This window comes from Pseudomonas sp. FGI182 (genome assembly GCF_000511325.1).
In the GTDB taxonomy this organism is placed as follows: Bacteria; Pseudomonadota; Gammaproteobacteria; order Pseudomonadales; family Pseudomonadaceae; genus Aquipseudomonas; species Aquipseudomonas putida_Z.
The window spans coordinates 3,987,464-4,000,551 of sequence record NZ_CP007012.1 but is presented as its reverse complement, the minus strand read 5'-3'; the positions used below and the strand labels follow the sequence as shown (position 1 = coordinate 4,000,551).

General features: G+C 61.4%; 12 protein-coding genes. 10 read left to right on the top strand and 2 right to left on the bottom strand.

The features are described from left to right. The first annotated feature begins 27 nt into the window (after nucleotides 1-27). The 5 genes from lpdA to C163_RS17610 all read left to right on the top strand — a co-directional run bounded on the left by lpdA (nucleotide 28) and on the right by C163_RS17610 (nucleotide 6,599). The gene (gene lpdA, locus C163_RS17630) at nucleotides 28-1,464 is read left to right on the top strand and encodes a dihydrolipoyl dehydrogenase (protein ID WP_013973439.1); all 1,437 of its coding nucleotides are present in this window, start codon (nucleotides 28-30) and stop codon (nucleotides 1,462-1,464) included. A 172-nt stretch (nucleotides 1,465-1,636) separates the two neighbouring features. Continuing rightward, entirely contained in the window at nucleotides 1,637-2,803 is a 1,167-nt protein-coding gene (sucC, locus tag C163_RS17625; protein ID WP_003254205.1) for an ADP-forming succinate--CoA ligase subunit beta, read from the top strand. Next, on the top strand, nucleotides 2,803-3,687 hold the full coding sequence (sucD, locus tag C163_RS17620; protein WP_004376004.1) for a succinate--CoA ligase subunit alpha: 885 nt from the start codon (nucleotides 2,803-2,805) through the stop codon (nucleotides 3,685-3,687). Before sucC ends, sucD begins: the two co-directional genes overlap by 1 nt. 481 nt (nucleotides 3,688-4,168) lie before the next feature. Beyond that, nucleotides 4,169-5,482 (top strand): branched-chain amino acid transport system II carrier protein, encoded by a 1,314-nt coding sequence (gene brnQ, locus C163_RS17615; RefSeq protein WP_025339968.1) that lies wholly within the window; start codon nucleotides 4,169-4,171, stop codon nucleotides 5,480-5,482. A 367-nt stretch (nucleotides 5,483-5,849) separates the two neighbouring features. After that, complete coding sequence (locus tag C163_RS17610; RefSeq protein ID WP_025339967.1) at nucleotides 5,850-6,599, top strand: DUF599 domain-containing protein; 750 nt, start codon at nucleotides 5,850-5,852, stop codon at nucleotides 6,597-6,599. A 67-nt stretch (nucleotides 6,600-6,666) separates the two neighbouring features. Here C163_RS17610 and C163_RS17605 read toward each other — a convergent pair whose 3' ends face one another. Further along, nucleotides 6,667-6,960: a hypothetical protein gene (locus C163_RS17605; RefSeq protein WP_015271093.1), complete on the bottom strand. Its 294-nt coding sequence runs from the start codon at nucleotides 6,958-6,960 to the stop codon at nucleotides 6,667-6,669. A 153-nt stretch (nucleotides 6,961-7,113) separates the two neighbouring features. Here C163_RS17605 and C163_RS17600 point away from each other — a divergent pair, with 153 nt between their 5' ends. From C163_RS17600 to C163_RS17585, 4 genes are all read left to right on the top strand, one after another. Then, complete coding sequence (locus tag C163_RS17600; RefSeq protein ID WP_025339966.1) at nucleotides 7,114-7,590, top strand: PaaI family thioesterase; 477 nt, start codon at nucleotides 7,114-7,116, stop codon at nucleotides 7,588-7,590. Further along, complete coding sequence (locus tag C163_RS17595; RefSeq protein ID WP_025339965.1) at nucleotides 7,587-8,069, top strand: PaaI family thioesterase; 483 nt, start codon at nucleotides 7,587-7,589, stop codon at nucleotides 8,067-8,069. The genes C163_RS17600 and C163_RS17595 overlap by 4 nt, the downstream gene beginning before the upstream one ends. 70 nt (nucleotides 8,070-8,139) lie before the next feature. Beyond that, the gene (gene htpG, locus C163_RS17590; RefSeq protein ID WP_025339964.1) at nucleotides 8,140-10,044 is read left to right on the top strand and encodes a molecular chaperone HtpG; all 1,905 of its coding nucleotides are present in this window, start codon (nucleotides 8,140-8,142) and stop codon (nucleotides 10,042-10,044) included. 79 nt (nucleotides 10,045-10,123) lie between these two features. Then, nucleotides 10,124-10,849 carry a dienelactone hydrolase family protein gene (locus C163_RS17585; RefSeq protein ID WP_015271090.1) on the top strand — a complete coding sequence of 242 codons (726 nt, stop codon included), beginning with the start codon at nucleotides 10,124-10,126 and terminating at the stop codon, nucleotides 10,847-10,849. 130 nt (nucleotides 10,850-10,979) lie between these two features. Here C163_RS17585 and C163_RS17580 read toward each other — a convergent pair whose 3' ends face one another. Beyond that, a complete protein-coding gene (locus tag C163_RS17580; RefSeq protein WP_025339963.1) occupies nucleotides 10,980-11,843 on the bottom strand; it encodes a pirin family protein in 864 nt (287 codons plus the stop codon). Nucleotides 11,844-11,960: 117 nt separating this feature from the next. Between C163_RS17580 and C163_RS17575 the strand changes: the two genes are divergently transcribed. After that, nucleotides 11,961-12,962: an amidohydrolase family protein gene (locus C163_RS17575; protein ID WP_025339962.1), complete on the top strand. Its 1,002-nt coding sequence runs from the start codon at nucleotides 11,961-11,963 to the stop codon at nucleotides 12,960-12,962. Nucleotides 12,963-13,088 lie beyond the last annotated feature (126 nt).

Here is a 13,088-nt window from a genome sequence, read left to right as displayed (position 1 = left end):
TAGCTTGTAGCTGATAAGGAATCTTTTATGACCCAGAAATTCGACGTAGTGGTGATTGGTGCAGGTCCTGGCGGCTATGTGGCTGCCATCAAGGCCGCACAACTTGGTCTGAAGACTGCCTGTATCGAGAAGTACACCGACGCCGAGGGCAAGCTGGCCCTGGGCGGCACCTGCCTGAACGTAGGTTGCATTCCTTCCAAGGCGCTGCTGGACAGCTCCTGGAAGTACAAGGAAGCCAAAGAGAGCTTCAACGTCCACGGTATCTCCACTGGTGAAGTGAAGATGGACGTCGCCGCGATGGTTGGCCGCAAGGCTGGCATCGTCAAGAACCTGACCGGTGGCGTTGCCACCCTGTTCAAGGCCAACGGCGTTACTTCGATCCAGGGCCACGGCAAGCTGCTGGCCGGCAAGAAAGTCGAAGTCACCAAGGCTGACGGCACCACCGAAGTCATCGAAGCCGAGAACGTGATCCTGGCTTCCGGCTCGCGCCCGATCGACATTCCGCCGGCTCCGGTCGACCAGAACGTCATCGTCGACTCCACCGGCGCCCTGGAATTCCAGGCCGTGCCGAAGCGCCTGGGCGTTATCGGTGCTGGCGTGATCGGCCTGGAGCTGGGCTCGGTATGGGCTCGCCTGGGTGCTGAAGTCACCGTCCTGGAAGCCCTGGACACCTTCCTGATGGCTGCCGACACCGCCGTGTCGAAAGAAGCCCAGAAGACCCTGACCAAGCAAGGCCTGGACATCAAGCTGGGCGCGCGCGTCACCGGCTCGAAAGTCAACGGCAATGAAGTCGAAGTGACCTACACCGACGCCAACGGCGAGCAGAAGATCACCTTCGACAAGCTGATCGTCGCGGTCGGCCGTCGCCCGGTGACCACCGACCTGCTGGCTGCCGACAGCGGCGTGACCATCGACGAGCGTGGCTACATCTTCGTCGACGACTACTGCGCTACCAGCGTGCCTGGCGTGTACGCCATCGGTGACGTGGTGCGCGGCATGATGCTGGCCCACAAGGCCTCGGAAGAGGGCATCATGGTGGTCGAGCGCATCAAGGGCCACAAGGCCCAGATGAACTACGACCTGATCCCGTCGGTCATCTACACCCACCCGGAAATCGCGTGGGTCGGCAAGACCGAACAGGCCTTGAAGGCCGAGGGCGTTGAGGTTAACGTGGGCACCTTCCCGTTCGCGGCCAGCGGCCGTGCGATGGCTGCCAACGACACCGGTGGTTTCGTCAAGGTCATCGCCGATGCCAAGACCGACCGCGTCCTGGGTGTACACGTGATTGGCCCATCGGCTGCCGAACTGGTGCAGCAGGGCGCAATCGCAATGGAATTCGGCACCAGTGCCGAGGATCTGGGCATGATGGTCTTCAGCCATCCGACCCTGTCCGAAGCGTTGCATGAAGCAGCGCTGGCAGTGAATGGCGGCGCCATTCACGTGGCCAACCGTAAGAAGCGTTAATTATAAGAAACCACGGCGGGCTGCCCGTCGTGAGTCTTGCGTGCATGACTCACCGCGGAAAGTCCGCCGGACCGGATCACACGGGAAAACCCGGGGTCAACGGTCACAGGTGGTGCGGCGCCAGTGATGGCGCAGCGCCGAAGCGCAGTACCTAACGAAGACGGTAAAAAGCATGAATCTTCACGAGTATCAGGGTAAGCAGCTGTTCGCTGAATACGGCCTGCCAGTTTCCAAGGGTTTCGCTGTCGATACCCCTGAGCAAGCTGCAGAAGCCTGCGACAAGATCGGCGGGAACGAGTGGGTGGTAAAAGCCCAGGTTCACGCGGGTGGTCGCGGTAAAGCGGGCGGCGTCAAGCTGGTTCGCAGCAAAGAAGACGCCAAGGCGTTCGCTGCACAGTGGTTGGGCAAGAATCTGGTTACCTACCAGACCGATGCCAACGGTCAACCCGTCTCCAAGATTCTGGTCGAATCCTGCACTGACATCGCCAAAGAGCTGTACCTGGGCGCTGTAGTCGATCGTTCGAGCCGCCGTATCGTGTTCATGGCTTCCACCGAAGGTGGCGTGGACATCGAGAAAGTCGCTCACGAAACGCCTGAGAAGATCCTCAAGGCCACCATCGACCCGCTGGTCGGCGCTCAGCCGTTCCAGGGTCGCGAGCTGGCATTCCAGCTGGGTCTGGAAGGCAAGCAAGTTCAACAGTTCGCCAAGATCTTCGTTGGTCTGGCCAAGCTGTTCAAGGATCACGACCTGGCCCTGCTGGAAGTGAACCCGCTGGTGATCAAGGCCGACGGCGACCTGCACTGCCTCGATGCCAAGATCAACATCGACGCCAACGCCATGTACCGTCAGCCTAAGCTGAAAACCTTCCACGACCCGTCGCAGGACGACGCCCGTGAAGCCCACGCTGCCAAGTTCGAACTGAACTACGTTGCCCTCGAAGGCAACATCGGCTGCATGGTCAACGGTGCCGGCCTGGCCATGGGTACCATGGACATCGTCAACCTGCACGGCGGCAAGCCGGCCAACTTCCTCGACGTTGGCGGTGGTGCTACCAAAGAGCGCGTTACCGAAGCGTTCAAGATCATTCTGTCCGACAGCAATGTCGCGGCCGTTCTGGTCAACATCTTCGGCGGCATCGTTCGCTGCGACATGATTGCCGAAGGCATCATCGGTGCAGTGAAAGAAGTCGGCGTGAAAGTTCCGGTCGTCGTTCGCCTTGAAGGCAACAATGCCGAACTGGGCGCTAAAGTACTGGCAGAAAGCGGTTTGAACATCATTGCGGCAACCAGCCTGACCGACGCTGCTCAACAAGTTGTCAAAGCTGCGGAGGGCAAGTAATGAGCGTCCTGATCAATAAAGACACCAAAGTCATCTGCCAGGGCTTCACCGGCTCGCAGGGTACTTTCCACTCCGAACAGGCCATCGCCTACGGCACCAAGATGGTCGGCGGCGTAACCCCAGGCAAGGGTGGCACCACCCACCTGGGCCTGCCAGTGTTCAACACTGTGAAAGAAGCTGTGGAAGCTACCGGCGCTGACGCTTCGGTCATCTACGTTCCGGCTCCTTTCTGCAAGGACTCGATCCTGGAAGCTGCCTTCGGCGGCATCAAGCTGATCGTGTGCATCACCGAAGGCATTCCTACCCTGGACATGCTGGATGCCAAGGTCAAGTGCGACGAGCTGGGCGTGACCCTGATCGGCCCTAACTGCCCAGGTGTCATCACCCCGGGCGAGTGCAAGATCGGCATCATGCCAGGCCACATCCACCTGCCAGGCAAGGTCGGTATCGTTTCGCGTTCCGGCACCCTGACCTACGAAGCTGTGAAGCAGACCACCGACGCCGGCTTCGGCCAGTCGACCTGCGTCGGCATCGGCGGTGACCCGATCCCGGGCTCCAACTTCATCGACATCCTGAAGCTGTTCCAGGAAGACCCGAAGACCGAAGCGATCGTCATGATCGGCGAGATCGGCGGTTCGGCTGAAGAAGAAGCTGCGGCCTACATCAAGGCCAACGTCACCAAGCCTGTCGTTTCCTACATCGCTGGTGTTACCGCACCTGCGGGCAAGCGCATGGGCCACGCTGGCGCCATCATCTCCGGCGGCAAGGGCACTGCGGACGAGAAGTTCGCCGCCCTGCAGGACGCTGGTGTGAAGACCGTGCGTTCCCTGGCTGACATCGGCAAGGCCCTGGCCGAGCTGACTGGCTGGGAAGTCAAGAAGTAATACTGCTACACCCCCCACGCGCACAGAGGCCACCTTCGGGTGGCCTTTGTCGTTTCTGGGGGTTGGGTATTCCTGTGCCGACCTCTTCGCGGGTAAACCCGCTCCCACAGGAAATCACTAACCTTGAGAATTGTGAAGCACTGTGGGAGCGGGTTTACCCGCGAAGAGGCCGGCACAGACAACAGGGATTTTTCGATGGGTTTGATAGGAATTTTCACGCAGACGAATATTTCAATCCGAGGATAATTCTCGCTGTCCTCGGTCGCACAGACGACAAACATGTACGCACATCGGACAAGCAGCACTGTGCCAGTGCGTTTGACTGACAAAACAGTTACATTACGCGTTCACTCTGTGCCCGTACCCCAAAAGGGAACGACACGCTAAACGGGTCTGGCCTATCAAGCCGGGCAGCATTTCCCCTCATCCAAAGGGAAATCCCCTCTCGAATCCCGATTTCAGCAGTGTGGTACTACCTTAAATGAAAGTTCTCAAAGGCCAGGATATCCTGGCGCTTGGCTTTATGACGTTTGCGCTTTTCGTGGGCGCTGGCAACATCATCTTCCCGCCTATCGTCGGTCTGCAGTCTGGCCCGCACGTATGGATGGCGGCCTTGGGCTTCCTGGTTACCGCCGTGGGCCTGCCGGTCATCACCGTGGTCGCCCTGGCCAAGGTCGGCGGCGGCATGGATGCCCTGAGCAGCCCGATAGGCAAGTTCTTCGGTGGCCTGCTGGCGGCCGTGTGCTACCTGTCGGTCGGCCCGCTGTTCGCCACCCCGCGCACCGCGACCGTATCGTTCGAAGTGGGCGTTGCGCCGCTGACCGGTGAAAGCCCGCTGGCGCTGTTCATCTACAGCCTGGTGTACTTCCTCGTGGTACTGGCCGTGTCCATGTACCCAGGCAAGCTGCTCGACACCGTGGGCCGCTTCCTGGCGCCGTTGAAGATCATCGCCCTGGCGGTGCTGGGCATCGCCGCCTTCGCGCTGCCTGCCGGCACCATTGGTGAAGCGCAGCCGGCCTATGCCGCCGCAGCGTTCTCCAAGGGCTTCTCCGATGGTTACCTGACCATGGACACCCTGGGTGCCCTGGTGTTCGGTATCGTCATCGTCAACGCCATCCGCTCGCGCGGTGTCGAGTCGCCGAAGCTGATCACCCGCTATGCCATCATCGCCGGCCTGATCGCCGGTGTCGGCCTGGCCCTGGTGTACATCAGCCTGTTCCGCCTGGGTGCAACCAGCCACGATATCGCGGCTGACGCCACCAACGGCGCGGCGGTACTGCATGCCTACGTGCAGCACACCTTCGGTTCGCTGGGCAGCGGCTTCCTCGCCGTGCTGATCGCGCTGGCCTGCCTGGTGACCGCGGTTGGCCTGACTTGTGCCTGCGCCGAGTACTTCAGCCAGATGCTGCCGCTGTCGTACCGCGCACTGGTGGTGATCCTGGCGGGCTTCTCGCTGCTGATCTCCAACCTCGGCCTGACCAAGCTGATCATGTTCTCGATCCCGGTGCTCACCGCGATCTACCCGCCGTGCATCGTGGTGGTCGGGCTCAGCTTCGTGAAGGACCTGTGGAACTCGCCTACCCGCATCCTGGCGCCAGTGATGCTGGTGTCGCTGCTGTTCGGCATGGTCGATGCGATCAAAGGCAGCGGCATTGCCCACGTGCTGCCGGACTTCATGGCCCACCTGCCGTTGAGCGACCAGGGCCTGGCCTGGCTGGTGCCTTCGGTGGTGACCCTGGTTGGCGCCGTGGCCTGCGACCGCATGCTCGGCAAGCCGCGCGAAGCGCTGGCCTGATAGTCGAAGCCTGAGGGCGGCACCGGCCACAAGCCGAAGGGTGCTCGCCAAGGGTGGAAACTCAAGAGCCCCGCATCCGAGAGGATGCGGGGCTTTTTCTTTGCATGTTCAGCCACCTGGCACAAGCTTCTCGGCTGCGCGATCAGTTGTAGGAGCGGCCTTGTGTCGCGATGGGCTGCGAAGCAGCCCTGGCAATACATGCTGCGAAGCTGAAATCATGGGGGCTGCTTCGCAGCCCATCGCGACACAAGGCCGCTCCTACAACTGATCGCGTCTGGTTTCACTGTTCAGGTGTGCCTTTTGCCGCTTGCCAGCGTCGAAATCCGGTCCCTATCCTTCAGGTATCTGGCCCTCCCGGGAACCCTGCATGAACTTCATCCAAAGCAACTTCAACAACCTGTTGGCCATCGCCTGGTTCGCCCTGTGCTGGGGCGGTTACACCCGTTATGCCATCTGGAAGGGCCGCGACACCGCGTGCCTGGCCAGCGTGCTGCACCTGTACCGCGAAGACTGGATGCGCCGCATGCTGCTGCGCGACAACCGCATTGCCGATGCCAGCGTGATCGGCAATCTCGAGCGCAACGCCTCGTTCTTCGCCTCCAGCACCCTGATCATCCTCGCCGGTATCCTCACCGTGCTAGGGGCCTCCGACCGGGCGCTGTCGCTGCTGGCCGACCTGCCGCTGGTGCAGCAGACGTCCCAAGGCATGTCGGAGATCAAGCTGCTGTGCCTGGCCATGGTCTTCGTCTACGCCTTTTTCACCTTCAGCTGGTGCATGCGCCAATACAACTTCGCCGCAGTGCTGGTGGGTTCGGCGCCGATGATCGGTGAACGGCTGGTCAATGAACTTGAACGCAAGGCATTCGCCTCGCGGGCGGCGCGGGTGCTGTCGCTTGCCGCCAACCAGTTCAACCTGGGCCTGCGTTCCTATTACTTCGGCATGGCCATGTTGAGCTGGTTCATCAGCCCATGGTTGTTCATGGTCATGAGTGTCGGGGTAGTGCTGATTCTGTACCGCCGCGAGTTCCATTCGGATGTGTTGGATGTGATGGTGTTCACACCTACCGAAAGTGTTTCGATCGAACCCGCCAAGGAAAACACCGTTTCTGGAACCTGAAACGTTTAATCCATAAGTTTCAGGCACAAAAAAACCCGACAATGTCGGGTTTTCTTGTTTTAGCCGATTACTGCTTGGCAGGTTCGGCTGGAGCAGCTGGGGTAGCTGGAGCGGCTTCCGGAGCCGGAGTAGCCGGAGCGGCTTCTTCGGCGGCCTTCTGCTCGGCTTCGGCCTGATCTTTGGCGGCTTCGGCGTTTTCCTTGGCAGCCTCGTTCATTTTATCCTGAGCTTCGCCCGCTTTTTCCTGGGCTTGCTCGGCGTGTTGCTGTGCGTCCTGGGCTTTGTCTTCGCTCGCTTTATCGCAAGCGGCCAGGCCCATGGCAGCGGCCAGCATCAGAGCAAAAGCAAAAGGTTTACGCATGGGGGTGTTTCTCCTTGGTGGAATAAGTGACTTGTTCCTTCGAGTGCAACTACGCGGAATAAGTTCCGCGAAGATTACACATATATAACGCCCCGTTCTATATAGACTTTTTAACGATTTTATGCCGCTGCGGCGATGGCAGGGAAACAGCCAATGAGCGATTCAACCTTGATGGCCATGGCCGAGCGTTTTCTCTCGGCGTTGAAACATTGTCAGTTGTTGCAAATGCGCGTGGCGCAAACCAATGCCGATGGCATGACCCTGGTGCTGCCCTGGTCACCGACCATCGTCGGCAACCCGCAGACCGGCGCCGTGCATGGCGGCGCGCTGACCACGCTGATGGACACCACCTGCGGCATGGCCACGTTGTGCGTGCTGCCGCGCTTCGAGGTGTGCCCGACACTGGACCTGCGCATCGACTACATGCACCCGGCAGAGGCCGGCAAGGACATCTACGGCCATGCCCAGTGCTACCGGGTCACCCGCGATGTGATCTTCACCCGTGGCACGGCCTACCAGGACGACCCCGCCCAGCCGATCTGCCAGGTGGTGGGCACGTTCATGCGCCTGGGCCAGGAGATCAAGGGTGGCATCCGTTTCGGCAACAGCCTGAAGGAGGGCGGGGCATGATTCCGCACGAGGTTCGCCAACAGCTCAACGCCGCCCACGCAGTGGGAGACTATCGGCCTTTGCTGGCACTGATCCCCTATGCCGGCCTGATCGGCATCGAATGCGAGCGCGAGGGCGATGACCTGCTGTTCCGCCTGCCGGCCAGCCAGGACAACATCGGCAACCCGCTGCTGCCGGCCATCCACGGCGGGGTGATCGCGGGCTTCATGGAGCTGTCGGCAGCGCTGTACCTGCTGATCTTCAGCGAGAGCGCGAGCATTCCGAAGATCATCGACTTTTCCATCGATTACCTGCGCGCCGGGCACTTTCGCGATACCTACGCCCAGTGCCAACTGTGGCGCCAGGGCCGGCGGGTGACCAATGTGGCCATCACCGCCTGGCAGGGTGACAGGCAGTCGCCGATCGCCACGGCTCGCGCGCATTTCAAGATCGAACCGGAAAAGCCCTTGAAATCATCCGGGCAGCCCCCATCTGCATGACATCCGCCGCTAACGCAGGCCAACCCGGCCGCCAGGCGTCAACTGCCATCAGATCGGAGTTTTGAAGACCATGAGTGTGGAGACTCAAAAAGAAACGCTGGGCTTCCAGACCGAGGTAAAGCAGCTGCTGCACCTCATGATCCATTCCTTGTATTCGAACAAGGAGATCTTCCTGCGTGAATTGATCTCCAACGCCTCCGACGCCGCCGACAAGCTGCGTTTCGAGGCCCTGGCCAAGCCAGAGCTGTTCGAAGGCGACGCCGACCTGAAGATTCGCCTGAGCTTCGACAAGGACGCCGGTACCGTGACCCTCGAGGACAACGGCATCGGCATGAGCCGCGAAGACGTCATCGCCCACCTGGGTACCATCGCCAAGTCCGGCACCGCCGACTTCATGAAGAACCTCACCGGTGACCAGAAGAAGGACTCGCACCTGATCGGTCAGTTCGGTGTGGGCTTCTACTCCGCGTTCATTGTTGCCGACAAGGTCGATGTGTACAGCCGTCGTGCCGGCCAGCCGGCCGCCGAAGGCGTGCACTGGTCGTCGAAAGGCGAGGGCGAGTTCGAAGTCGCCACCATCGACAAGCCACAGCGCGGCACCCGCATCGTCCTGCACCTGAAGAAGGACGAGCAGGAGTTCGCTGATGGCTGGCGCCTGCGCAACGTGGTCAAGAAGTACTCCGACCACATCGCCATGCCGATCCAGCTACCGAAGGAGCAAGCTGCCGCCGAAGGCGAAGAACAGCCGGCCGAAGAGTGGGAAACCGTCAACCGTGCCAGCGCCCTGTGGACCCGTCCGCGTACCGAGATCAAGGACGAGGAGTACCAGGAGTTCTACAAGCACATCGGCCATGACTTCGAAAACCCGCTGGCCTGGAGCCACAACAAGGTCGAAGGCAAGCTCGAATACAACTCGCTGCTGTACGTGCCGGCCCGCGCGCCGTTCGACCTGTACCAGCGCGAAGCGCCACGCGGCCTGAAGCTGTACGTGCAGCGCGTGTTCATCATGGACCAGGCCGAGTCGTTCCTGCCGCTGTACCTGCGCTTCATCAAGGGTGTGGTCGATTCCAACGACCTGTCGCTGAACGTGTCGCGTGAAATCCTGCAGAAAGACCCGATCATCGACTCGATGAAGACCGCGCTGACCAAGCGCGTGCTGGACATGCTGGAGAAGCTGGCGAAGAACGAGCCCGAGCAGTACAAGGGCTTCTGGAAGAACTTCGGCCAGGTGCTGAAGGAAGGCCCGGCCGAAGACTTCGCCAACAAGGAAAAGATCGCCGGCCTGCTGCGCTTCGCTTCCACCCAGGACGACAGCGGCGAGCAGAGCGTTGCCCTGGCCGACTACCTGGCACGCGCCAAGGAAGGCCAGGACAAGATCTACTACCTCACCGGCGAGTCGTACGCGCAGGTCAAGAACAGCCCGCACCTGGAAGTCTTCCGCAAGAAAGGCATCGAAGTGCTGCTGCTGACCGACCGTATCGACGAGTGGCTGATGAGCTACCTCAACGAGTTCGACGGCAAGGCCTTCGTCGACGTCGCCCGTGGCGATCTGGACCTGGGCAAGCTGGATTCGGAAGAAGACAAGAAGGCCCAGGAAGAAGTCGCCAAGGACAAGGAAGGCCTGGTCGAGCGCCTGAAGGGCGCGCTGGGTGACAGCGTGGCCGAAGTGCGCGTGTCGCACCGCCTGACCGACTCGCCGGCGATCCTGGCCATCGGTGAGCAGGACCTGGGCCTGCAGATGCGCCAGATCCTCGAAGCCAGCGGGCAGAAGGTGCCGGAGTCCAAGCCGATCTTTGAGTTCAACCCGACCCACCCGCTGATCGAGAAGCTGGACAACGAGCAGAGCGAAGACCGCTTTGCCGAGCTGTCGCACATCCTGTTCGATCAGGCGGCCCTGGCGGCCGGTGACAGCTTGAAGGACCCGGCGGCTTACGTTCGTCGCCTGAACAAGCTGCTGGTCGAGCTGTCTGCTTGAGTTGATGCATAGGAAAGCCCGCTTCGGCGGGCTTTTTTCATGGCGAGCATATTGATGACGAGTGCCAAAGGAGTGCTTGATGAGCAAAGTAATCGTCGAATCGCTGGTCTATCACCTGTCCGGCAAGGCGTATGAAAGCCGCCTGGTCTACGAGCCGGGCGCGCTGGGGCGGCCAGGCCTGGTGATGGCGCCGAACTGGATGGGTATCGGCGAAGGTGCCGAGCGCATCGCCAAGGAAGTGGCCGAGAAGGGCTATGTGGTGCTGATTGCCGACCTGTACGGGCAATCGGTGCGTCCGTCCAACGCCGACGAGGCCGGCGCGGCGATGATGCCGTTGAAGAACGACCGTGGCGAGCTGCGCAAGCGTATGCAGGAAGCCCTGGCGCAACTGTTGGGGCAGTCGAAGGCGCTGCTGGAGCCGGGCAAGGTCGGCACGTTTGGTTTCTGCTTTGGTGGCTGCTGTGCACTTGAGCTGGCCCGTACCGGTGCCGATTTGCGTGCGGCGGTGTCGTTCCATGGCACGCTGGACACGCCGAACCCGGAAGATGCCAAGCGCATCAAGGGCTCGGTGCTGGTGCTGCACGGCGCTTCCGACCCACTGGTGCCGAAGGAGCAGCTGCCGGCCTTCGAGGAGGAGATGAACGCGGCCAAGGTTGACTGGCAATTGCTCAGCTATGGCGGCGCGGTGCACTCGTTTACCGACCCGAGTGCCAATGTGCCGGGCAAGATGCAATATGACCGGCGTACCTCGGAGCGGGCGTTCCGCTCGATGCATAACCTGCTGACCGAAGTGTTCCAGCGCTGACAATGCAGGGGGCCGCTTTGCGGCCCATCGCGACACAAGGCCGCTCCTACAGGGATAGCATGACTCATGGCATGCGCGGTCCCTGTAGGAGCGGCCTTGTGTCGCGATGGGCTGCAAAGCAGCCCCAAAATCAGCGCGGCAACTCGATCCTGGAGGTCTCCCCCGAAACCACCGGCCAATCCCCCGCTGCCCATCGCGCCCTGGCCCGCTCGATCAGATCCGGGTCACTGGAGACAAAGTTCCAGTTCATCCGCCGCGGCCCATCCAGTGGCGCGCCACCAATCAGCACCAGCTGGCACTCGCTCTCCGCATACAGCGTCACCTCTTCGCCCTCCTGCAGAACCACCAGGCTGCACGGTTCCACCTCCTCATCGTTCATCAGCAGCTCACCATCGAGCAGGTACAGCGCCCGCTGCACATGCTCGTTCGGCACCAGTAGCGTGGTTGCCGGTTGCATCTGTACATGTGCGTAAAGGGTAGGGGAGAGCACCGGCACCGGCGATTCCAGGCAGAACCCGCTGCCGGCAATCATGCAGATGCGCACCCCCAGGCTCTCGCTGACCGGCAGGCTTGCCGCCGGGTGGTGGCTGTAACTTGCCGGGCCTTGTTCATGCTCGCGTGGCGACGCCAGCCATACCTGCAACCCGTGCAGGCGTGAACCATGGGCCAGGACATCTTCAGGCGTGCGCTCGACATGGGCCACGCCGCTGCCTGCGGTCATCCAGCTGACATCGCCCGGCAGCACCCGTTGCGCCGAGCCGAGGCTGTCCTTGTGCAGTATTGCCCCTTCGAACAGGTAGGTAAGGGTCGACAGGCCGATATGCGGGTGCTGGCGGATGTCCATGCCATGCCCAGGGGCATAGTCGGTTTCGAGCATGTGGTCGAAAAACACGAACGGGCCGACGCTGCGGCACTGGGCCGACGGCAGCGGGCGCAGGATCGGCTGGCCCTCGACCGATTCGGCACGTGGGCGGATGACCAGGGGGCTGCTCATGGGAAGGCTCCAGGCAAGGTGGAAATGCCCCAAGCATAGCGGTTTGCCCGCTGCGGCTGAACCGTCTCGTTGGCTGGCCGGTCTAGAGGTGTGGTACCCGGAAAAGGAAGCTTCATCATGATCGTCAGAGCGCTGGCCTGCGTGCTGTTATCCATCTGGCTGTGCCAAGCGGCGCAGGCGCGCGACTACCGCTACAGTGATGCCCACCTGCACTACGTCGACTTCTTCCAGGAAAGCGAAGGCATGCCTGCGCTGATCAAGGCCATGGACGCCGCCGGTATCGAGCAGTCGATGATTTCCGGCATCCCGGTAGCCAAGAAGTGGCACGAAGACGAGCCCAAGCGCCCGCGCTATTACGCTGGGGATGACGCCGAAGCCTACTGGTACAGCGCCACCGACACCTACGTGGCCGCGGCGCTGCAGCAACTGCCCGACGAGCAGCGCAAGCGCTTTCATCCGTTCCTGGCCGGTTTCAATCCGGTGGACAAGAACGCCGCCAGCCATATCGAGCGCATGCTCGATCTGCATCCGGGGCTGTGGCAGGGCATTGGCGAGGTCTTCACCCGCCACGATGACCTGACGGCACTGACCAGCGGTGACACGCCGCGCGCCAACAACGAAGCCATGACGCGTATCTACCACCTGGCGGCCGAGCGCGACCTGCCGGTGCTGCTGCATTCCAACATCACCTCCAAGCGTGAGCGCAACCCCTTGTACCTGGCGGAGATCGAAGAGCCGCTGCGCAATCACCCGCACACGCGGTTCATCTGGGCGCACGCCGGCAGCAGCATGGAGATTCACCGGCACCAGACACAGATGGACTTTCTGCTGCCGGTGCTGACGCGGTTACTGGAGGATTACCCGAACCTGTATGTCGATTTGTCGTGGAGCGTGCTGGAGCCTTATCTGCTGGATGACCGGGGTGTGCCGCGCAAGGAGTGGCTGGCACTGGTCGAAAGGTTCCCGGAGCGGTTCATGCTGGGTTCGGATGTGGTGGGGCAGTTTGGCAGCCTTGGGGAGCAGATGCATGGGTTCAGACCGTTTCTGGATGCATTGCCGGAACAAGTTGCCAAAAAGGTGGCCAGGGAGAATTTTCTGGCTGTGTTGCCTAAGCAATAGTATCTCGCCTGTGCCGGCCCTTTCGCGGGTAAACCCGCTCCCACAGGTACAGCGCCAGTTTCAAGAGCAGCGCGGTCCCTGTGGGAGCGGGTTTACCCGCGAAAGGGCCGGTACAGGCAACACAAA

What these genes read in the sequence shown, in the direction of transcription:
- lpdA (WP_013973439.1), top strand. Translation starts at nt 28, where the DNA reads ATGACCCAGAAATTCGACGTAGTGGTGATTGGTGCAGGTCCTGGCGGC.
- sucC (WP_003254205.1), top strand. Translation starts at nt 1,637, where the DNA reads ATGAATCTTCACGAGTATCAGGGTAAGCAGCTGTTCGCTGAATACGGC.
- sucD (WP_004376004.1), top strand. Translation starts at nt 2,803, where the DNA reads ATGAGCGTCCTGATCAATAAAGACACCAAAGTCATCTGCCAGGGCTTC.
- brnQ (WP_025339968.1), top strand. Translation starts at nt 4,169, where the DNA reads ATGAAAGTTCTCAAAGGCCAGGATATCCTGGCGCTTGGCTTTATGACG.
- C163_RS17610 (WP_025339967.1), top strand. Translation starts at nt 5,850, where the DNA reads ATGAACTTCATCCAAAGCAACTTCAACAACCTGTTGGCCATCGCCTGG.
- C163_RS17605 (WP_015271093.1), bottom strand. Translation starts at nt 6,960, where the DNA reads ATGCGTAAACCTTTTGCTTTTGCTCTGATGCTGGCCGCTGCCATGGGC.
- C163_RS17600 (WP_025339966.1), top strand. Translation starts at nt 7,114, where the DNA reads ATGAGCGATTCAACCTTGATGGCCATGGCCGAGCGTTTTCTCTCGGCG.
- C163_RS17595 (WP_025339965.1), top strand. Translation starts at nt 7,587, where the DNA reads ATGATTCCGCACGAGGTTCGCCAACAGCTCAACGCCGCCCACGCAGTG.
- htpG (WP_025339964.1), top strand. Translation starts at nt 8,140, where the DNA reads ATGAGTGTGGAGACTCAAAAAGAAACGCTGGGCTTCCAGACCGAGGTA.
- C163_RS17585 (WP_015271090.1), top strand. Translation starts at nt 10,124, where the DNA reads ATGAGCAAAGTAATCGTCGAATCGCTGGTCTATCACCTGTCCGGCAAG.
- C163_RS17580 (WP_025339963.1), bottom strand. Translation starts at nt 11,843, where the DNA reads ATGAGCAGCCCCCTGGTCATCCGCCCACGTGCCGAATCGGTCGAGGGC.
- C163_RS17575 (WP_025339962.1), top strand. Translation starts at nt 11,961, where the DNA reads ATGATCGTCAGAGCGCTGGCCTGCGTGCTGTTATCCATCTGGCTGTGC.